Consider the following 20732-nt stretch of genomic DNA (forward strand, 5'->3'; position numbering starts at 1 on the left):
CTCTGCCACCCCAACCAATAAAGCTCCTACAAGTCCCGGCCCATAGGTTACACCTATGGCATCAATTTCTTCAAGAGTAATTTTTGCTACACTTAAGGCTTCTTCTATAACCTGATTTATTTTTTCAATATGCTTTCTGGATGCTATCTCCGGTACCACTCCTCCATAGAGTTTATGAAGCTCTATCTGAGAAGAAATAATATTAGAACGAACCTCTCTTCCGTTTCTTACCACTGCCGCAGCCGTCTCATCACAGGAAGTTTCAATTGCCAATATATTAATATCTTTTTGTATCATAATTCTCTCTTTGTTCCCTCTTTCTGCTTATTTCATGGCAGGTCCTATTTGTCGGGAATATATTCCCAGCCTAGAATCTTCCACTTATTTTCTTCATCTTTTCGCATAATATAACGCCTAAGTTCTGTGGTTTTCCCTTTTTCAGTAATGGTAAATGATATATATGCAGTGGCATATTCTTTCCCGTCCTTTACAATAAGCTCTTCATCTTGTTCATTTACCACAAAATTGTTTTCTATTTTCCTTTTCATTTCACGCCATAGGGCAATATCTGAATAAAGATTCTTTAGATATTTTTCCTTTGGGTTATTATCTAAAAATTCTTTATCATATAGGTCCCGGATTATAATTGCTAGTTCTTTTATTTCATCATCCTCAATACCGGAATACAAAAGCCTTGTCATGTCTCCATGTAGCTTGGCAAGTTCTCTTGGAGTCTTAGGGTAGTCCTTTTCCAGGTCAGTCTTTAACATTTTTTCAACTTCAGTCAATTTCTCTAATGTTGTCTCCTTTATCTTGTCTGCCCTCTGCGATTGATAAACATAAAGCATTGCCAAAACCACTGCCACTATAGAAATAAGAGTAAATATAGTTGATGTGGGTTTTTTGGCTTTCTTCATTATAATCACCTCCCGATTTCTACACTACTCCTTCTTATCAAATTCCAATGTAGTACTCTTTTTATCCCTGCCAACCTTTGTATTGGGGAAAATTTGTCTTGCCTCATTGATAAATTCCTCAGGCCTGGTCAGTGAAGGGCTATAATGGGTCAGCCACATTTCCTTAACCTCTGCTTCTTTTGCCAGTTTAGCTGCTTCATAAAAAGTCATATGCTTATATTCCCTTGCCTTTATATCCTTGTCTTTTTCCCCATACATTCCTTCACATATAAATAAATCTGACCCTTTGGCATTTTCTACAATAGCCTTAACCGGTCTGGTATCGGTACAATAGGTTAACTTTATACCTTTCCTTTCAGGACCAAGTACCATATCCGGAGTGTATATTTTCCCGTCTTCCTCTATAGTCTCCCCTTTTTGTAAACGATTCCAGTATTTTAGGGGCACCCGGTTTTCTTCAGCCTTTTCAACCATAAATCTGCCTCCCCGCTTAATTAAAAGGCTATAACCATAGCAGGGAATATTATGCCTTACATGGAAACCACGAATTATATAACCGGCTAGTTCTATTTCCTTCTCTGCTTCATTAAGCTCTATAAATTTTAGCTCAAAAGGTAACTCAGGGGCTATTACCCTTAGGCTATCCACTACCCTTTTTAGACCTTTTGGTCCTATCATATATACCGGCTTTGTACGCTCTGAATTACCCATAGATAAAAGCAGTCCCGGAAGGCCACTGATATGATCCCCATGAAAATGAGTAATACATATAATATCTATATCATGAACGCTCCAACCTTTTTCCTTAATTGCAATTTGTGTTCCTTCTCCACAATCTATCAAAAGACTACTTCCATTATATCTTGTCATTAAAGCCGTAAGCCATCTTCCGGGCAAAGGCATCATTCCGCTGGTTCCTAGTAAACATACATCTAACATTACATTTTCCGTACCTTTCTTGCTTGTTTAAATAATGCAAATCAATTCTACTACAAAGTAAAACTCTCTACAATAGTATTTTACCACATCGGTCCAAATGGTATAAGTATAGTATAATATAAATATAAAATAAGTATAATATATTATTGTATTAATCATTTATATTATTTGCAAATAAAGATACAAAAAAGGAAGACGATGTTAATAGAAACTACCGTCTTCCCTAATACAATTTACAGAACCTCTAGTTTTTGCCTAACCTCCACCGGGATCTGAAATCGGCTTGTTATCTCCTTATAACACTCCTCGCACAAATTAAAACGATGAATCTGCGTGTCCCAGTCAGAAAAATATCCCCATTCTTTATTTGCTTCAAAAGCATCTTCCATTAAGATGCCATTCTCCACTTTTAGTTTCCTTCCACATGAATTGCAGTAAATATCCATGTCCCCGCTATTATTAACAACTGCTCTTTTCATGACTTATCCCTCCTGATATATACACGGCAGCTTGCCTGCTGATTAATATTATATACTCAACAAACTTATATTTACAGTGGGAATTAATGTATTGAGGTCTTCCACATAATAATAGCATCTTCTAGGGGCTTGGTGTAAAAGTCCTTTCTTATGCCAGCTTCAACAAAGCCCAGTTTTTTATAAAGTTTTATGGCAGGTAGGTTTGATTTCCTTACCTCCAAGGTTAGAGATTCAATACCTCTGCTTTTAGCAGCTTCTATCAAATCTTGCAGTAGCCTAAAGCCTATCCCTTGTCGTCTATAGTTTTTCCCCACTGCCACATTATAGATATACCCTTCCCCTGCAACTCCATAACAACCGCAATATCCTGCAATTAGTCCATCCACTATGGCTACAAGATAAATGTTGTTTTTATTTGATATGGCTTCTATAAAGGAGTTTTTACTCCATGGGTCTTGAAAACTTTCTTTTTCAATTTGATAAACTTCTTCTAAATCGGCTTTAGACATATCCCTTATTAACATGGGTTAATCTCCTTTTTCTTCCCGCCTTAACCTCTCGGCCCGCTCCCTTTCTGCCTGGCTCATTCTAAGATAAATAGGTTTATGTTCTGCGGCAGGCTCTACTTGTCCCATCTTATAATATTCTATGGCAAGAGCTGCAGTTGAACCGGCTCTTTGCCTGTTCATGTGTATAGGTGCAAATGTATATGCTACTTTTATAGTTTCTTTAATTCTGTCTCTTTGAATAGGTACTGCGTCACCCAAAAATACCGTCTCTCTTCCGATTTTATTTATTTCATCTATTATCTCATCTATACTTACAGCCTTCTGACTAGAAATTATACTTAACTTGTCCCCTATAAATTCATATAATCCTGTATATACCTGATCTCTTCTTGCATCCATAATAGGACACACCAGCTTATCAGTACCATAAAGATTATAAGCAAGGCTGTCTACTGTGGGTACTGAAATTATAGGTTTGTTCATAGCCAACCCCAAACCTTTTGCGGTTGCAGAGCCAATCCTAAGACCCGTAAAAGATCCGGGTCCTGCGCTAACAGCAATAGCATCTATATTAGATAAATCCAAATCCACCATGCGGGCTATTTCATCCAACATAGGCAGTAATGTTTGCGAATGAGTCTTCTTATAATTAATAGTGTATTCTGCCAATAAAGCTTCCTCGTTTGCAATAGCTACTGAAGCCACAAGTCCTGAGCTGTCTAATGCCAGTATTATCATGATATTTCTCCCTTTTATACTTCTACTTTAATTTCTATAATCCTATAATCAAAACCCTTGGTTAAATCTTTATTAATATATATGTTGGTCCTTTTCTTTGGTAAAACTTCTTCTATTAACTCTGCCCATTCAATTAGGCAGACTCCCTCATTGTAAAAATAATCTTCATAACCTATCTCTTCCATCTCACTTATATCGCTTATACGATAAACGTCAAAATGGTATAGGGGAAGTTTTTCACCCTTGTATTCTTGGACAATGGTAAATGTGGGGCTGTTCACAGCTTCATCAACTCCCAATCCTTTGGCAAAGCCCTGGGTAAATACTGTCTTACCTACACCTAAATCACCATATATACAATATACCTGTCCACTTTCTGCATTGCAGCCTAAATTATATCCCAGCCTAAAGGTGTCCTCTAAACAAAAACTTTCTATTTTCATAACATACCCCTCATTTCCTATGCATTTAATTATGAAAATTAACATTTGAATAATTATGGAATTATTATAGCAGTATTATAGCAGAAAGATAAAAAAAAAGATAGGATTTCATGAAATCCTATCTTTATAAAAAATCAAATTTAAATTATATTCCCATAATAGTATTAATTGCTCTCCTAATTCTTTTATATGTCAGAAGAGTTACAATAGAAACCAATGAACCTTTAAGAAGATTAAAAGGTGTAACTGCATAGAAAATCATTGTTGACATATTCTTGATGGCGGGATTTATTTTTGATCCGGTTTCAATTAAACTATCAACAGGCATCTTGAAAAAATAAGCATATGTGGGAAGAAGTACAAAGGCATTTAACAAACCGGCTATTATTACCATTGAAAAAGTACCCACAATCAAGCCCTTTATAGCTGATTTAAGTGTTTTATTTCTATGATATATAATGGCTGCAGGTACAACTAAAGAGCAGCCCATTAAAAAATTAGCGGTCTCCCCGACTCCTGCTGTTATTGTAAAATCAATTACCAGATTTAAAAGAATTTTTATCATCTCAATTATAATTCCCCCTATAGGACCCAATGTAAACGCTCCTATAAGGACCGGCACTTCACTTAAATCCAGCTCATACCAGGGGGGTGCAAACCATACCGGAATGGCAAGCTTCATTAAAATTACTGAAATTGTTCCAAGCATAGTCATAATAATCAGGGACCTGATAGACATAAGACTGCTTGTTTTTTGATTTTTCTTGGTATTAACTGTTGTATTCATTTTAACCTCTCCTTTTTGCTAAAGGAAAACCCCGGTTATACAATAGACAAAACAATTATACTTTTCAATAAATAAAGCCCCCAATACTACTATCGGGGGCTTATTATAGTACATTAATCGCCTATTATTCTTCTCGCATCCAGACTTTACTGTCGGTTTTGGAATTTCACCAAATCAGTCATAGTGAAAACAAAGCTATATATTTCACCATGAGTCGCGGACTATAACCGCCGGTCGGGAATTTCACCCTGCCCCGAAGATTTACCTTATATTATTTTTACATTATCATACATTATTGATATCATCTTGTCAATTAAATAAGTCAACAAATATAAAAGCGGTATATTATAGTTTATATCATAGATGCACAATTTTACATATTGCCAAAAACAAAGTATTTGACAACTCCAAAAATTTCTCTTACATAATAACTTATAGTAAGTATCTTATCCGATGGGGCTGATAAACCCTGAATATTAGTTAATCCCTGCTTTTTTGCTATACTGACTGAACGAAAAACATGAAAGCCATTGGTTACTAAGGCAACCTTAGCATTATCTTTTGAAATTAACTTTTTACTATATAGTATATTTTCATTTGTATTAGTGGACTTATCTTCCATCAGTATTCTATCTTCATCAATTCCATTTTCTATCAAAAAGTTTTTCATAGCCTCCGCTTCTGATATGTCTTCTCCCGGTCCTTGTCCTCCTGAAACTATTACTAAAGTCTCCGGATTATCCTTAAGATAAGTTGCTGCCCTATTAAGCCTATGATATAAACTGTTGGTTATACGTGTTCCTCTTACTTGTGCTCCCAGTACAATTAAATAATCCATATTGGAATCGGCTTTTTTATTCCCATGATATATTATTAGGGCTTCAATAAAGATAAAAATACTTAATCCTGATATGAACAAAAGAACAATAAGACCACGAAGAAAACCATGAAGCCGAATATTTTGCTTTATCATATATCCTATTATAAAAAATAGAACTATGGAAAAGATTCCTGCTGCCAGCCAAAACCATGAAAAGGATGAACCGATTCCGGCATAACTTATAATTACTCCATAATAGATTAAGCAAAAAACCCCTAATACCAGTATAAGGTAACTAATTACTTTCATCTTCTAATCCCTCTTTTTATAGTTATAACCTTATTAACTGCTACCATTAACATTAAGTAAGAGCTATATAATCATGGTCAGTTGAATTCTGTTTTTTGCCACATCTACAGCCAGAACTTTAACCTCCACTATATCCCCTACACTAACCACATCCAAGGGATGCTTTACAAACCTTTTATTTGTTAATTGAGAGATATGAACCAGGCCATCTTGGTGGACACCGATATCTACAAATGCTCCAAAATCAATTACATTTCGAACAGTGCCTTTTAATATCATACCTTCTTGTAAATCAGTTATTTCCAGTACATCGGTTCTAAGAATTGGCTTTGGCATCTCATCTCTGGGGTCTCTGCCGGGTTTTTCTAATTCCTTTATAATATCAGTAAGGGTAATTTCTCCAATACCCAGCTCTTCTGACAGCTTCTTTTTATCCTTAATCTTCCTGCTTAATACTGAACCTGAATAATCATCTATATCACTCTTATCTTGATAAGGCTCTTCTTGGCTATTGTAATTTACAGTAGCAAAAGAATCAGTAACCGCCGCTGCCAAGGCCTTGGCTAAAGCTGTATCTTGGGATTTTACTACAAATCCCCCTTTCTTTTTACCTGACTTTTGCTTAACTGCTTTATTCTTTTTAGGCTGGTCTTTAAGACCTTTTGATTCTGCTGCCTTTTTTTGAATTTCTTTAATATCCTCTAAGCTTAAGCCTAACTTAAATAATAATACTTTGGCAGCCTCATAGGATTCTGGGTGAACGGCGGTGGCATCTAGGGGATTGTCACCATCGTAAATTCTTAAAAATCCCGCACATTGTTCAAAGGCTTTGGGTCCTAATTTTGCTACCTTTAGCAGCTCATTTCGGTTATAAAAACGACCGTTGGCCTCCCTGTATGCCACAATATTTTTTGCAACTGTTTTACTGATTCCCGAAACATATTCAAGTAGGGAGACTGACGCCGTATTTAAATCTACTCCTACTTTATTTACACAATCCTCAACTACACCGTTTAAGGCTTCACCAAGTTTCTTTTGATTCATATCATGCTGATACTGTCCTACCCCTATGGACTTAGGATCAATCTTAACAAGCTCAGCTAAGGGATCTTGTATCCTTCTTGCAATGGAAGCGGCACTTCTTTGTCCCACATCAAATTCAGGGAACTCCTCACTTGCCAGCTTACTTGCAGAATATACTGATGCACCGGCCTCATTGACGATAACATAACTGATGGGCCGTTTTATTTCTTTTAAAAGTTCCACGATAACCTGTTCTGATTCTCTTGAGGCGGTACCGTTTCCCAAGGCAATTAAAGTAATATTATATTTTTCAATTAAATTCTTAAGAACCTTCTTGGCTTCTTCAACCTTGTTTTGTGGCGGGGTGGGATATATAACCACAGTATCAAGAACTTTACCTGTACTATCAACCACAGCCAACTTACAACCGGTACGATATGCCGGATCCCATCCAAGAACTACTTGGCCTACTACGGGGGGCTGCATAAGTAATTGAACCAGGTTTTTGCCAAATACTTTAATTGCACCGTCCTCAGCTTCTTCTGTCAAATTATTTCTTATTTCCCTTTCAATAGCCGGGGCAATTAATCTTTTATAACTGTCTTCCAGCATAGTTTTAAGTATATCATTGGTATGGGGGTTGTCCTTTACTATATATTTCTTTTCAAGATAACGAAGAATCCTTTCTTCCGGTGCCACAATCTTTACTGTAAGGATTTTTTCCTTTTCACCTCGGTTAATGGCAAGAACTCTATGGCCTGCCAGCTTACTTATCTCTTCCTCAAAATTATAATACATCTCATATACCGATTCTACGGTCTCATCTTTTGCCACAGATACTAATTTACCTTCCTTAATAGTGGCTTCACGAATATAACTTCTATACTCTGCTTGGTCTGATACTTCCTCTGCTAATATGTCCATGGCGCCGCTGATAGCCTCTTCTACAGTATTAACTTCCTTTTCTTCGGATAGATATGCTTCTGCAAGTTCTGCTACAGGCCTATCAGTCTCTTGGGCTTTGATAATTTCTGCCAGGCCTTCTAGTCCTTTTTCCTTGGCAATAGTGGCCCTGGTCCTACGTTTTGGTCTATAGGGGCGATATAAATCCTCCACTACAACTAAGGTAGTTGCAGCTAGAATCTGATTTTTTAAATCCTCCGTTAATTTCCCCTGTTCTTCAATACTATTTAAAACTTGATTTTTCTTATCTTCCAAGTTCCTTAGATATTGCAGCCTCTCATATAGGGTTCTTAACTGCTCATCATCTAAGGATCCCGTCGCCTCTTTACGGTATCTTGCAATAAAAGGTATGGTGTTACCTTCATCAATCAACTTAACCGCAGCTTCCACCTGCCAAAGACGTATATTCAGCTCTTCTTTAAGTTGTTTTAAAATATCCATTTCATACTCCTTAAAATAAAATCTAGAATAACTTCATTAAAAACCATATTTTTACTTATGCATTATAATAACCTTATCATACCAAATGAAGTAATGAAAATCAATGAACAAGTTTTTATGACCATTAAGAAAATGCCACAATCCTTTAAGCTTTTGCTTTAAATGATTGTGGCATTATTTGCTGTCTATTAAATTTTATCATTTACATCTGTGACAATAAAAATTTCTCATGAACTGCATTCATAGCCTTTTCTACATGGGCTTCATCAATTAATACGGTAACTCTTATCTCAGAGGTAGAAATCATCTTGATATTGACACCTACATCATATAAAGCCTCAAACATTTTTGCAGCTACACCGGTATTTGACATCATACCTGCTCCCACTATGGAGACCTTAGCAACCCCTTTTTCAACATCCACCTTCTGACACTTTAGGCTACCTTGACGATGTCTTTCTATGGTAGCTACCGCCTCATCAAGGTCATCTTCTTTTACTGTAAAGCTGATATCCTTGGTTCCGTCTCGGCCTACGGATTGTAAAATAATATCAACATTTATATTATGTCTTGCCAAATGATTAAATAATTTAAAGGCAACCCCAGGCTGATCTTCTAAACCTACAACCGCTATACGGGCTGTATTTTTATCGGCAGCTACACCACTTACAAGCATTTTCTCCATATTTACTACCTCCTTGACAACAGTACCTTCTGTTTTATTAATGCTGGAACGAACCACCAGTTGTACACCATATTTTTTAGCCATTTCTACAGAACGGTTATGGAGTACCCCCGCCCCTAAGGATGCTAATTCAAGCATTTCATCGTATGTAATTTCATTGAGTTTTCTTGCTGTTTTTACCATTCTGGGATCTGCTGTATATACCCCATCAACATCAGTATAAATCTCACATTTATCTGCATGAAGAGCTGCTGCCAGTGCCACTGCAGTGGTATCAGACCCTCCTCTTCCAAGAGTAGTATAATCATCAAATTTATTTACTCCTTGAAAACCTGTAACTAATACAACTCTTCTATTTTGCAATTCATTTCGTATCCTGTCCGTATCTATTCTTTTTATTCTTGCATTACTATATACGGATGTGGTATGCATAGCAACCTGAAAAGCATTTAATGAAACTGCCGGGATACCTAAGGCATCTAAGGCCATGGCCATAAGTGCAACGGATACCTGTTCCCCTGTTGTTAGCAGCATATCCATTTCTCTTTTGGAAGCATTGGGATTAATGTCTTTTGCCATCTGAATTAAGATATCGGTTTGTTTTCCCATTGCTGATAATACTACTACGATTTCATTGCCCTTCTTATAATCTTCTTCGATACGTCTGGCAACATTGAAAATTCTTTCCTTGTCGGCGACTGATGTTCCGCCAAATTTCTTAACTATTAACATACTGCCTCCTAATATTTAGTTTTCGTACCTATTCTGGATTTTTAAACAACCTATCTATTATAGTATAGCCTTTTAATATAAGGTTTCCACTATTTTTTGCATCAAATTCATTATAAGAATATGGATTGTTCTTAGTAACTCGGCTGTCATATAGTAGATATGGGACCGGATCATCAGTATGGGTTCTTATTTTAATGGGTGTGGGATGATCTGGCATAATAAGCATTCGATAATCTACCCCGGCTTCTTCCATCCCTACCGTAACCGTCTTTATTACCTTATAATCCAGATATTCTATGGCCTTAATTTTATTCTGGGTATTTCCCTGATGCCCCATCTCATCCGGTGCTTCCACATGAATATACACAAAGTCATAATTTTCTTTTAACAAGACATCTAGGGCTGCCCTAGCCTTCCCTTCATAATTTGTATGAAGGGTACCGTTGGCACCTTCTACCTCTACTACCTTCATTTTGGTACCGACAGCAATTCCTTTAAGTAAATCTACTGCCGATATCATTGCCCCTCTTTTACCATACTTCTCCTCAAAGGATGTAAGGGCAGGTCTTGTTCCCGCTCCCCAAAACCATATGGAATTAGCCACATTTTGCCCTTTTTTCTTACGTTCTATATTTACCGGATGATTGTTTAAAATATCATAACTTCTCTTCATCATATTTTTTAGGGCCGGCTCTTTGGGAAGGTAATCACCGATAATTTTACCTAAAATATCATGGGGCTGGGCAAGGTCAATTACTTTTCCATGTTCCCAAATAGTCAAATGCCTATAGCTGGTTCCCAAATAGAATTTATAAATATCATCCTCAAGTTCCTTCTTAAGGGCCTCAATCAAAAGCTTTGCTTCCTCAGTAGAAATTTCCCCGGCACTATGGTCTATAATGGTTTTTTCCTCAAAGTCTTCCTCCAAAGATAAGGTTACCAGATTGCATCTTAAAGCAATATCAGTATCCTTCATATCTACCCCGATACTTAAAGCCTCCAAGGGAGATCTTCCTGAATAATATTTTTCAGGATTATATCCAAGTACCGATAGATTAGCTGTATCGCTGCCCGGTTTCATTCCTTCAGGAATCGTATGAACTATCCCTAATTCAGATTTTTTCGCCAATAAATCTATACAAGGGGTATCAGCTACCATCAGGGGAGTTTTTCCCTGAATACTTGGTATAGGTTCATCTGCCATTCCGTCCCCTAATACTATGATATATTTCATAAGCTCCAGTCCCTTCAAAATACTAAAATCTTACCCTAACACTTCCCACTATTCCACTTATCTGCTCTTTCTTTTCCTTCATATCTTTTTCGCTTATTAGGGGTGTAATAAATGCCAATTCATCTGTGACCACCTCAGGAACCTTCTCAATCTCCCCAAATAATGCTTCCATATCTTTAAGAGTGTTATTTTCCTTTGAAACACGTACTAAAAATCTATGTTTTACACGATCGGTACTAATGAGCTCTAATTTCTTACTACTCCAGATTGTCCAAATGTTCTTATTAAGATGCTTGGCTGCATCTACCACGTCAGCAACAACAGCACTGGCGGTTGGAAGTTTTCCTGCACCGCTTCCATAAAACATTACATCTCCTATAACATTTCCTTTAACATATATGCCATTAAATACATCGTTGACACTATATAGAGGATGATCTGCCCTAATCATTACGGGAGCTACCATGGCATATACACTTTCATCCTCATCCCTGATGCTTGAGGCAAACAGTTTTATCCTTGCTTTTAGAGCCTTTGCATACTGAATATCTATATCTGTAATATGGGAAATCCCTTCGGTATAAATATCCTCAAAGTCCACCTGCATACCATAGGCCAAGGAGGAAAGGATTGCTATCTTCCTACAGGCATCATGACCGTCAACATCGGCAGAAGGATCTCTTTCTGCATATCCTAAGGCTTGTGCATTTTTTAATGCAGTTTCAAAATCAATATCCTCTTCACTCATTTTACTTAATATATAATTAGTAGTTCCATTTAAAATTCCTGTGATCTCAACAATTTCATCGGCAGTCAGGGATTGATTTAAAGGACGGATAATAGGAATTCCCCCGCCTACACTGGCCTCAAAAAGGAAGTTAAGATTTTTTTCTTTAGCAAGATCTAAAAGTTCTGCTCCATGCTTTGCAACCAGTTCTTTATTAGATGTAACCACACTCTTACCGTTTAGTAGGGCTTTTTTAACAAAGGAGTAAGCCGGCTCAACTCCTCCCATTACCTCAACAACAATCTTTACCTCAGGATCATCTAGGATTATATCTGCATCATGAACCAGTATATCCATTATAGGATCACCGGGAAATTCCTTAAGATCTAACACATATTTAACATTAATTTCATCTCCGGCTCTTTTAAAAATGCTGTCGCCGTTAATCCTTAAGACTTCCACAACCCCCGAACCGATTGTGCCATATCCTAGGACTGCTATGTTAATCATGATATTCCTCCATTTCTTCCTCTATTTTCATAAAATATTTTAATTAATTTATATTATTCTCTGGCTAATATTTTTACATAATGAATGCCTTCCATTTCTTCAATAGATTGCAACATAACAGAAATACTTTCTGTTTGCGGCAGTATCTCAATGCTTAAGGTCAGCATTGCAATTTTATTTACGGGAATTGTCTGATGTATAGTAAGAATATTGGCATGAAATTTTGCCACATTACTAAGTACCTTGGATAAAAGTCCCGGGGTATCATCCATTTGAAGAATAAATGTTATGGTCTTTCCCCTCGAATGTTCATAAAAAGGCATAATATCATCCCGGTATTTATAGAAGGAGCTTCTGCTAATTTGTACAGCATCTGTCGCTTCCTGTACCGTCATAACCCTTTCAGAATCAAGAAGCCTCTTTGCTTTTACAACTTTTAAAAGCACCTCAGGCAGTGCCTTCTTTTTCACAATAAAATATTGATCTTCACTCAAATCATCTTACCTCCAGGAGATTGTTTTAAATCTATTACTAGGGCTTTTGTATGCAAGCCAGATACAATTGTCTTTCATAGAAAGAAATCTTATCATATATTTATACATAATGCAATACTATATTCTCACTGTTTTAACCGAAAATTGAAACTTTGTGACTTATGCTTGATTAATTCATTTTATATGCATAAATATTGTATATTTATGAGAATAATCTTTATTAAAAAAGCTGGCAGTAAGCAATGCATACTTTTTACCAGCCTATTATCACATGATAACTATGAATATTATTTTATAAAACTTTTGAAAGAAATTCCTTAAGCCTTGGATGTTTGGGATTAGCAAATAATTCATCAGGACTATTTTGTTCTACAATTTCACCTTCATCCATAAACAAGACCCTAGTGGCCACCTTTTTTGCAAAACTCATTTCATGGGTTACCACCACCATAGTCATACCCTCTTCTGCTAAACTAACCATCAAATCCAGGACTTCACCAACCATTTCAGGATCCAGTGCCGAGGTAGGTTCGTCAAATAACATAACACTGGGATTCATGGCTAAGGCACGGATAATTGCAATACGCTGCTTTTGTCCTCCGGACAGTTGGTTTGGATAAGAGTCAGCTTTTTGGGTAAGTCCTATTTTTTTTAACAGTTCTATGGCCTTATCTTTTGCTTCATCTTTTGACATAATACCAAGCTTTACAGGGGCCAAAGTTATATTTTCTAATACAGTCAAATGAGGAAATAAATTAAATTGCTGAAATACCATACCCATTTTTTGTCTTATTTGATTTATATTTATATTTTTATCATTTATTTTTTTACCTTCAAACCAAACTTCACCTTCGGTTGGCTCTTCTAGCAGATTCAAACAACGAAGAAAAGTGGATTTACCGGAACCGGAAGGGCCTATTATAACTACCTTTTCTCCTTTATGAATTGTCTCATCGATCCCCTTTAAAACCATATGATTTCCAAAAGCTTTCTTAAGATTCTTAGTTACGATCACCTTTAGCCAACCTCCTTTCAAATATGGATAAAAGTTTGGACAATCCCATTACAATAACCAGATAAAATAGGGCTACTATTATTAACGGCGGAAGTATATCCCAGGTCCTAGACCCAATATACTGAGCTGCCTGCGTAAGGTCAGTTATAGCTATAACACTGGCAACCGATGTTTCTTTTATTAATATTATAAATTCATTACCCAAAGCAGGAAGGATATTTCTCACTGCCTGAGGTAGAATTATCATAACCATAGTTTGAACATAACTCATTCCCAGTGAACGACCTGCCTCCATCTGTCCCTTATCAATGGAATCAATTCCTGCTCTTATTATTTCTGATACATAGGCACCGGAATTAATGCCGAAACAGACTGCTCCTATTAATATTTCATTGGAATCCCTAGAGGTAAAGATTAGATTATATATAATTAAAAGCTGCACCATAACAGGTGTACCACGGATGACATTTATATAAATATTACATAGGGAAGAAAGCCACTTCATCTTATAGTTTATTGAAGTTACATTTAAAACTGCCACCAGTACTCCTATTAATATTCCTAATATAATTGCAAAAAATGAGATTAATAATGTGACTTTTAAACCATCCAGATATGCTAGATATCTTTGTTCCGGAATTAGTGCTTTGTAAAAGGATGAATAAATTTCCTTAAACCAGGTAGCTGATAAATACAAATTTTTCCCACCTTTCTTTAAATTTTTCTTCACATACATTAAGATAGGGCTGCACTTAAAATACAGCCCTTAACTACAATCTTTAAGCAAATTTATCTATTCACTTGTATGATTGGCCAAAAATTCCTCTATCTTTCCCTCAGCCTTCAATTGCTCAATTACTGTATTAATAGTCTCTAATAATTCCTTATTACCCTTCTTCACAGCAATTGCGTACATATCTTTAAATAATACTCCGTCAAGTACAGTTAGTTCAGGATTTGCAACTACCATCTCTTTTGCAGGATAATAATCCATTACTATACAGTCAATCTTGCCATTCTTTAAATCTTCAGCTGCTTGTCCGAACTTACTATAACGTTTAATCTCCTTAGCATCTACATTCTCTTCAACCCAAAAGTCAGCTACATTTCCCTGTTGTACTCCGATGATTTTACCGTCTAAATCCTCAATACTTTCAACTGTGGGATTTTCTTTATTAACTACTACTACTTCATCTGCAGCTTCTACATAGCCAATTGAAAAGTCCATTTCTTCTGCTCGCTCCGGAGTAATTGAAACCCCTGCAGCTACAAAATCCACAGTACCATTTTGTACAGCCATAAGAGCACTATCAAACTCCATATTCTTAATAACAAGTTCTTTTCCTAAGTAATCAGCAATAGCCTTAGCAATATCAATATCTACTCCGACTATTTCATTACCTTTCATGTACTCATAAGGTGCAAAACCTGCTTCGGTACCTACAATTATGGTGTCTTTTTTCTTAGAACCACATCCGAAAAGTAACAACACAGAACACATGGTTATTGACAATATACTAATTATTTTCTTTTTCATAATAACCTCCAAATTAGCAAGTTCATCAGAGGTTCCTCATATTTAATCTAGATATTAACAAGCTCCTCTAAAAGGTTAATCTCTTCATTATCAAGAAGCATATCACTGTCTAATAGTAAAATGAGGTTTCCTCCTGATTTTGCGATATATTTTATATAAGAGGTGTTATTATTTTTTATAACCTGAGGAAGGTCAAATACATCGGTTGTTTCGATATCCATTATGCCATTCACCTTATCTACTTCCAAGGCAATAGGCATACCCTTTACACTACTTATCAATAATCTTGTGTCTTTATCCCGCTCCTTCTCAGGAATACCAAACTTACTTCTAAGACTGTAAACCGGTATTTCATCGCCCCGTAAATAAATCTTACCTTTAACATTTTTAGGTGAATCTGGCAAATATTCAATATTAAAATCCTTTTCGACTGTGTTTATATTTGCTATATCTAGTCCATATTCTTCCCCATCTACTAGAAAAACCGCCAGCTTTGTTTCCATTAAAACAATCCTCCTTCTCCCAAAAAATATTTGTTTTAGAACTGTAGATTATTTTGTGCATTCCATTTTAAGTATGCATTAATAAAGGGATCTAGATTTCCGTCAAGAACTCCTTGTGCATTACCGACTTCTTCATTGGTTCTGTGGTCCTTTACCATAGTATAAGGCTGTAGAACATAAGAACGAATCTGGTTGCCCCATCCTATTTCCTTCACTTCTCCGCGAATTTCAGAAATCTTTTCTTGATTCTCCTGCTTTTTCATCATATATAACTTGGCCTTAAGCATCTGCATTGCCTTGTTCTTATTCTGCAGCTGAGAACGTTCATTCTGACACTGTACCACGGTATTTGTGGGTAGGTGAGTAATCCTGATTGCCGATGCAGTTTTATTTACATGCTGTCCTCCGGCACCACTGGCATGAAAAGTATCAATTCTTAAATCCTTTTCATCAATTTCAATTCCGGTATCTTCCTCTATATCCGGCATAACATCACAGGAAACAAATGATGTCTGTCGTTTACCGGCTGCATTAAATGGTGAGATTCTGACTAAACGATGAACACCCCGTTCAGACTTTAGATAGCCATAGGCATTCTCACCATTAATTTGCAAGGTAACCGACTTAAGTCCTGCTTCCTCTCCGTCTAGAAAATCAAGAATCTCCGTGGTATAACCTTTTTTATCAGCCCATCGTTGGTACATTCTGCATAACATACTGGCCCAATCACAGCTTTCTGTTCCTCCTGCCCCTGCATGGAGAGTAAGAATTGCATTGTAGCTGTCATATTCATCAGATAAGAGGGTTTTTAGCTTAAGGTCTTCTAAATCTTCTACAAAAAGATTTAGAGCCTCTTCGATCTCAGGAAGTAAGGTCTCATCATTCTCCTCATATCCCATCTGAATTAGGGTCGCAATATCATCATATTCTGATTGAAGCCTCTTAAATTCATCAACAATACTTTTTAGGCTTTTTAACTCCCTCATGATATCCTGAGCTTTCTTTGTATCATCCCAAAACCCAGGTTCCTCCATGATTTGGTTAATTTCTTTTATACGGTTTGTTTTCCCTTCAAGGTCAAAGTGAATCCCTCACTTCAGCCAACGGTTTTTCATAGGTTCCTAAGGTATATTTATATTGATCTAAGTCAACCACCTAATCACCTCTTTCTAGTATTATATATAACTATTTATAAAAATACAATGTATAATGTATAAAAATTCGACATGGTTTTTTTATTATTTTTATACATTACGTCCACAACAGTGCTTATACTTCCTTCCACTGTTACAGGGACATGGATCATTGGGTTGTATTTTTTTACCGGACCTTCTTATTGGTGCATTAGCCAAGGTATCATCTCTGTTAGTTCCTGTTACCTTAGCTACCTGTTCTCTTTCAACTTTTTGCTCAACCTTTACATGCATTAAAGCCTTAACTGTTTCCTCTCTTATAGCAGCCGTCATTGCCTCAAACATTTCAAATCCTTGGAATTTGTATTCTACAATAGGCTGACGGTTACCATAAGCCTGTAGTCCAATTCCTTGTCGAAGCTGATCCATATCATCAATATGATCCATCCATTTACGGTCAATTACTTTAAGTAAAATTACCCGCTCAACTTCTCTTAGATGTTCAGGCTCAGGAAATTGTGCTTCTTTTTCTTCATAAAGCTTAACCGCTATCTCTTTTAAATGCTGAATCAGATCATTTTTCTTCATCCTCTTCATATCCGGTGTAAGCTCTACTGGATCCATAGGTATTATCGGAAGTAATAGACTGTTTAATTCATCTAAATTCCATTCATCCGGTGATTGATCCTCGCTTATACAGGTGTTAACACAGCCTTCCACCGTATCGGTTATCATCCTATATATGGTATCACGCATACTTTCCCCGTTTAAAACTTTTCTTCTTTCTGCGTAAATAACCTCTCTCTGCTCATTATTTACCTGATCGTATTCTAACAGATTCTTTCTGATTCCAAAGTTATTACTCTCAATTCTCTTTTGAGCCTTCTCTATGGCGTTAGACAACATTTTATGTTCAATCTGCTCACCTTCCGGTATTCCTAAAGAATTGAAAATGGACATCAATCTTTCAGAACCGAACAGCCTCATAAGATCATCTTCAAGGGAAATATAAAATCTAGATTCACCGGGATCTCCCTGTCTTCCTGCACGTCCACGAAGCTGGTTGTCAATACGTCTTGACTCATGACGCTCTGTACCGATAATTTTTAATCCACCAACCTCTGCGACACCTTCACCCAGCTTAATGTCAGTACCACGGCCTGCCATATTGGTTGCAATGGTTACTGCCCCTAATTTACCGGCTTCGGCTACTATCTCAGCTTCCATCTCATGGAACTTAGCATTAAGTACATTATGAGGTATATTCTTTTTCTTTAACATGGCACTGATTTCTTCAGAGGCATCGATTGTAATAGTACCAACCAGTACCGGTTGTCCTTTTTTATGGGAGGCCACTACTTCATTAACAATGGCTTCAAGTTTTTCTTTTTTTGTCTTATAAACCGCATCCTGATGGTCTATACGAATAACCGGAACATTGGTAGGAATCTCAATAACATCCATTCCATAGATTTCTCTAAACTCTTGTTCCTCTGTAAGTGCAGTACCGGTCATACCACATTTTTTATGATACTTATTAAAGAAGTTCTGGAAAGTGATAGTTGCCAAGGTCTTACTTTCTCTTTTTACCTTAACATTCTCCTTAGCTTCAATAGCCTGGTGAAGTCCGTCACTATATCGTCTTCCGGGCATAATACGTCCGGTAAACTCGTCTACAATTAAGACTTCATTATCCTTAACAACATAGTCTTTATCCCTATGCATTAAGTTATGGGCACGAAGGGCAAGTATTATATTATGTTGAATTTCAAGATTCTCAGGATCCGCCAAATTCTCAATATTAAAGAATTTCTCAACCTTTTTTATACCTTGTTCTGTTAAATGTACATTTTTTTCTTTCTCATTGACGATAAAATCGCCTTCTTCTGTTATTTCTTCTTTCATTATGGCAGCCATTTTTGTAAGTTCTCCACTGGCCTTACCTTTTTCAAGCTGTCTTGCTAAAATATCACAGACCCGATAAAGTTCAGTGGATTTTCCGCTGCTTCCGGATATAATCAAAGGTGTTCTTGCTTCGTCAATAAGTACAGAGTCAACTTCGTCAATAATAGCATAATGAAGATCCCTTTGTACCAACTGTTCTTTATAAATAACCATATTATCCCTAAGATAATCAAAGCCAAATTCATTGTTGGTACCATAGGTAATATCGCAGGCATAGGCTTCCCTACGCTCGTCTTTTTCCATACTGTTTAAGATTACTCCGACTTTTAAGCCTAAAAATTCATGAACCTGCCCCATCCATTCAGCGTCACGCTTTGCCAGATAGTCATTTACAGTAACTATATGAACACCCTTCTCCTCTAAAGCATTTAAGTAAGCCGGAAGAGTAGCAACCAAGGTCTTTCCTTCACCGGTTCTCATTTCGGCAATACGACCTTGATGTAGTATCATACCACCTATTAACTGTACTCTAAAATGCCTTAACCCAATAGTCCTTTTTGAGGCCTCTCGTACAGTAGCATATGCTTCTACCAATATATCATCAAGAGTTTCACCATTTTTAAGCCTATTTTTAAATTCAGCTGTCTTTGCCCTAAGAGCTTCATCTGAAAGCTTTTCATATTCCGGCTCCAAAGCTTCTATTCTGTCTACTAAAGGCAATATTCGCTTAATTTCTCTTTCACTATGAGTGCCAAATATTTTTTGTATCAATCCCATCTTATACTCACTCCTGTATTTTGCATATTCTATGCAATTATTCACCTAATATTGTAACATTACCATAATACTTATTCAACTTAATTTTATAGGCCAAGCACAGGATGCAAAAGGACTGTCGCAATTATAAAGGGTAAACCTTTTTATAAATATTGCGACAGTCCTTTTTATTTATAAACAAAACAATTATATATAATTTATATTAGAACTCTGGTTCAATTAGCCCATAAGTGTTACCTTTTCTTTTGTATACAACATTTACTTCATTAGTATTGGCATTTCTAAATACATAGAAGTTATGTCCTAGCAACTCCATCTGAATACATGCTTCTTCTGCATCCATGGGCTTAATTGCAAACCTCTTGGTCTTAACAATCTTTATAGCTTCATCTTCTTCATGATTATCTTCTATAAAAGCCTTCTTAAAATTAAATGAGGCATGTTTATGATTGGTTAATTTATTCTTATACTTTCTTAACTGACGTTCAATAACTTCTTCAACCAAATCAATTGACACATACATATCATTACTAACCTCTTCGGCTCTTATAATACTTCCTTTAACCGGAATAGTCACTTCGATTTTTTGTCTGTCTTTTTCCACACTAAGGGTCACATGAATTTCTGTATCAGGAGTGAAATAACGTTCCAGTTTGCCAATCTTTTCATAAACCGCTGTCTTTAAGCTTTCCGTTACGTCAATATTCTTTCCACTGATAATATAACGCATAAAATCAACTCCTTTACTATATTAGCATCAAACTAATATGCTAATTAAATTATAACATAGTAAAAAATATGTGACAAGCATTATAAAATTCTGTGGCTACTTACTATTTGTAAATAACAGGATCCTATGTTTTCCAACTATTTTCGTTAAATTTTAGTCAACTCATTGCATATTCAGATATTATCCGACAATTAAAAAGTCAAGTTATTTCAGGTAATTTTTTGTCAAAAAGGTCGATTTATCATAAGTAACAAAACGGATTTTCGAACTTGACATGTTTTTTCATGCGACAATAGTAGTTGATAACTGTGGATAATGTGGATAAATCCGTGTATAACTTCTTTTTATATAAAAATAAAGCTTTTTAAATGTTGATAACTTT

21 protein-coding genes and 1 riboswitch (1 of these 22 running past the window's edge) are annotated in these 20732 nt (G+C 36.2%); all 21 genes read right to left on the minus strand.

The window, feature by feature from the left end; genetic code table 11:
* Window positions 1–297, minus strand: partial view of a tRNA (adenosine(37)-N6)-threonylcarbamoyltransferase complex transferase subunit TsaD gene (gene tsaD / locus SD1D_RS10805; protein ID WP_058258916.1) — the 5' end (the start) only. It extends 729 nt beyond the left edge of the window; 297 of the gene's 1026 nt are visible here — the first part of the coding sequence; it begins with the start codon at window positions 295–297; its stop codon lies off the left edge, out of view.
* A gap of 44 nt (window positions 298–341) precedes the next feature.
* Window positions 342–917, minus strand: coding sequence for a DUF6715 family protein (locus tag SD1D_RS10810; protein ID WP_058258917.1), 576 nt, complete (start codon window positions 915–917; stop codon window positions 342–344).
* A 24-nt stretch (window positions 918–941) separates the two neighbouring features.
* Complete coding sequence (locus tag SD1D_RS10815) at window positions 942–1856, minus strand: ribonuclease Z (protein WP_058258918.1); 915 nt, start codon at window positions 1854–1856, stop codon at window positions 942–944.
* A gap of 233 nt (window positions 1857–2089) precedes the next feature.
* Window positions 2090–2335, minus strand: coding sequence for a hypothetical protein (locus SD1D_RS10820; protein WP_058258919.1), 246 nt, complete (start codon window positions 2333–2335; stop codon window positions 2090–2092).
* A gap of 83 nt (window positions 2336–2418) precedes the next feature.
* A complete protein-coding gene (rimI, locus tag SD1D_RS10825; protein ID WP_058258920.1) occupies window positions 2419–2859 on the minus strand; it encodes a ribosomal protein S18-alanine N-acetyltransferase in 441 nt (146 codons plus the stop codon).
* Between the two features lie 3 nt (window positions 2860–2862).
* Entirely contained in the window at window positions 2863–3582 is a 720-nt protein-coding gene (gene tsaB / locus SD1D_RS10830) for a tRNA (adenosine(37)-N6)-threonylcarbamoyltransferase complex dimerization subunit type 1 TsaB (RefSeq protein ID WP_058258921.1), read from the minus strand.
* A gap of 14 nt (window positions 3583–3596) precedes the next feature.
* Complete coding sequence (gene tsaE / locus SD1D_RS10835) at window positions 3597–4025, minus strand: tRNA (adenosine(37)-N6)-threonylcarbamoyltransferase complex ATPase subunit type 1 TsaE (RefSeq protein WP_058258922.1); 429 nt, start codon at window positions 4023–4025, stop codon at window positions 3597–3599.
* A gap of 145 nt (window positions 4026–4170) precedes the next feature.
* Window positions 4171–4812, minus strand: a complete 642-nt coding sequence (locus tag SD1D_RS10840) for an ECF transporter S component (protein WP_058258923.1) — start codon at window positions 4810–4812, stop codon at window positions 4171–4173.
* 123 nt (window positions 4813–4935) lie between these two features.
* A riboswitch (FMN riboswitch) is annotated at window positions 4936–5077 on the minus strand.
* Window positions 5078–5185: 108 nt separating this feature from the next.
* Window positions 5186–5941: a YdcF family protein gene (locus SD1D_RS10845; RefSeq protein WP_058258924.1), complete on the minus strand. Its 756-nt coding sequence runs from the start codon at window positions 5939–5941 to the stop codon at window positions 5186–5188.
* A gap of 63 nt (window positions 5942–6004) precedes the next feature.
* Window positions 6005–8368, minus strand: coding sequence for a Tex family protein (locus SD1D_RS10850; RefSeq protein ID WP_058258925.1), 2364 nt, complete (start codon window positions 8366–8368; stop codon window positions 6005–6007).
* A 202-nt stretch (window positions 8369–8570) separates the two neighbouring features.
* Window positions 8571–9785, minus strand: a complete 1215-nt coding sequence (locus SD1D_RS10855) for an aspartate kinase (protein ID WP_058258926.1) — start codon at window positions 9783–9785, stop codon at window positions 8571–8573.
* 28 nt (window positions 9786–9813) lie between these two features.
* The gene (locus tag SD1D_RS10860; protein ID WP_058258927.1) at window positions 9814–11019 is read right to left on the minus strand and encodes a cofactor-independent phosphoglycerate mutase; all 1206 of its coding nucleotides are present in this window, start codon (window positions 11017–11019) and stop codon (window positions 9814–9816) included.
* Between the two features lie 22 nt (window positions 11020–11041).
* Window positions 11042–12256, minus strand: a complete 1215-nt coding sequence (locus SD1D_RS10865; protein WP_058258928.1) for a homoserine dehydrogenase — start codon at window positions 12254–12256, stop codon at window positions 11042–11044.
* Between the two features lie 53 nt (window positions 12257–12309).
* The gene (locus SD1D_RS10870) at window positions 12310–12750 is read right to left on the minus strand and encodes an ACT domain-containing protein (protein ID WP_058258929.1); all 441 of its coding nucleotides are present in this window, start codon (window positions 12748–12750) and stop codon (window positions 12310–12312) included.
* 292 nt (window positions 12751–13042) lie between these two features.
* A complete protein-coding gene (locus SD1D_RS10875; protein ID WP_058258930.1) occupies window positions 13043–13765 on the minus strand; it encodes an amino acid ABC transporter ATP-binding protein in 723 nt (240 codons plus the stop codon).
* Window positions 13752–14462, minus strand: a complete 711-nt coding sequence (locus tag SD1D_RS10880; protein WP_242955221.1) for an amino acid ABC transporter permease — start codon at window positions 14460–14462, stop codon at window positions 13752–13754. Before SD1D_RS10880 ends, SD1D_RS10875 begins: the two co-directional genes overlap by 14 nt.
* 96 nt (window positions 14463–14558) lie before the next feature.
* A complete protein-coding gene (locus SD1D_RS10885) occupies window positions 14559–15302 on the minus strand; it encodes an ABC transporter substrate-binding protein (RefSeq protein WP_058258932.1) in 744 nt (247 codons plus the stop codon).
* A 47-nt stretch (window positions 15303–15349) separates the two neighbouring features.
* The gene (locus SD1D_RS10890) at window positions 15350–15805 is read right to left on the minus strand and encodes a chemotaxis protein CheW (RefSeq protein WP_058258933.1); all 456 of its coding nucleotides are present in this window, start codon (window positions 15803–15805) and stop codon (window positions 15350–15352) included.
* Between the two features lie 35 nt (window positions 15806–15840).
* Window positions 15841–16960, minus strand: a protein-coding gene (gene prfB, locus SD1D_RS10895) for a peptide chain release factor 2 (protein ID WP_179946396.1) whose coding sequence is annotated in 2 segments (ribosomal slippage) — window positions 15841–16884 and window positions 16886–16960 — 1119 coding nt in all. Because the reading frame shifts where the segments join, the coding sequence is not laid out codon by codon here.
* An 89-nt stretch (window positions 16961–17049) separates the two neighbouring features.
* Window positions 17050–19620, minus strand: coding sequence for a preprotein translocase subunit SecA (secA, locus tag SD1D_RS10900; RefSeq protein ID WP_058258935.1), 2571 nt, complete (start codon window positions 19618–19620; stop codon window positions 17050–17052).
* 202 nt (window positions 19621–19822) lie between these two features.
* Window positions 19823–20350: a ribosome hibernation-promoting factor, HPF/YfiA family gene (hpf, locus tag SD1D_RS10905; protein WP_058258936.1), complete on the minus strand. Its 528-nt coding sequence runs from the start codon at window positions 20348–20350 to the stop codon at window positions 19823–19825.
* Window positions 20351–20732 lie beyond the last annotated feature (382 nt).

The sequence above is a fragment of the Herbinix luporum genome, assembly GCF_900070325.1.
Taxonomy (GTDB): domain Bacteria; phylum Bacillota; class Clostridia; order Lachnospirales; family Lachnospiraceae; genus Mobilitalea; species Mobilitalea luporum.

Bases quoted from the DNA above. Each gene is read 5' to 3' on its own strand.
- SD1D_RS10810 (WP_058258917.1), bottom strand. From the start codon at position 917: ATGAAGAAAGCCAAAAAACCCACATCAACTATATTTACTCTTATTTCT.
- SD1D_RS10815 (WP_058258918.1), bottom strand. From the start codon at position 1,856: ATGTTAGATGTATGTTTACTAGGAACCAGCGGAATGATGCCTTTGCCC.
- SD1D_RS10820 (WP_058258919.1), bottom strand. From the start codon at position 2,335: ATGAAAAGAGCAGTTGTTAATAATAGCGGGGACATGGATATTTACTGC.
- rimI (WP_058258920.1), bottom strand. From the start codon at position 2,859: ATGTTAATAAGGGATATGTCTAAAGCCGATTTAGAAGAAGTTTATCAA.
- tsaB (WP_058258921.1), bottom strand. From the start codon at position 3,582: ATGATAATACTGGCATTAGACAGCTCAGGACTTGTGGCTTCAGTAGCT.
- tsaE (WP_058258922.1), bottom strand. From the start codon at position 4,025: ATGAAAATAGAAAGTTTTTGTTTAGAGGACACCTTTAGGCTGGGATAT.
- SD1D_RS10840 (WP_058258923.1), bottom strand. From the start codon at position 4,812: ATGAATACAACAGTTAATACCAAGAAAAATCAAAAAACAAGCAGTCTT.
- SD1D_RS10845 (WP_058258924.1), bottom strand. From the start codon at position 5,941: ATGAAAGTAATTAGTTACCTTATACTGGTATTAGGGGTTTTTTGCTTA.
- SD1D_RS10850 (WP_058258925.1), bottom strand. From the start codon at position 8,368: ATGGATATTTTAAAACAACTTAAAGAAGAGCTGAATATACGTCTTTGG.
- SD1D_RS10855 (WP_058258926.1), bottom strand. From the start codon at position 9,785: ATGTTAATAGTTAAGAAATTTGGCGGAACATCAGTCGCCGACAAGGAA.
- SD1D_RS10860 (WP_058258927.1), bottom strand. From the start codon at position 11,019: ATGAAATATATCATAGTATTAGGGGACGGAATGGCAGATGAACCTATA.
- SD1D_RS10865 (WP_058258928.1), bottom strand. From the start codon at position 12,256: ATGATTAACATAGCAGTCCTAGGATATGGCACAATCGGTTCGGGGGTT.
- SD1D_RS10885 (WP_058258932.1), bottom strand. From the start codon at position 15,302: ATGAAAAAGAAAATAATTAGTATATTGTCAATAACCATGTGTTCTGTG.
- SD1D_RS10890 (WP_058258933.1), bottom strand. From the start codon at position 15,805: ATGGAAACAAAGCTGGCGGTTTTTCTAGTAGATGGGGAAGAATATGGA.
- secA (WP_058258935.1), bottom strand. From the start codon at position 19,620: ATGGGATTGATACAAAAAATATTTGGCACTCATAGTGAAAGAGAAATT.
- hpf (WP_058258936.1), bottom strand. From the start codon at position 20,350: ATGCGTTATATTATCAGTGGAAAGAATATTGACGTAACGGAAAGCTTA.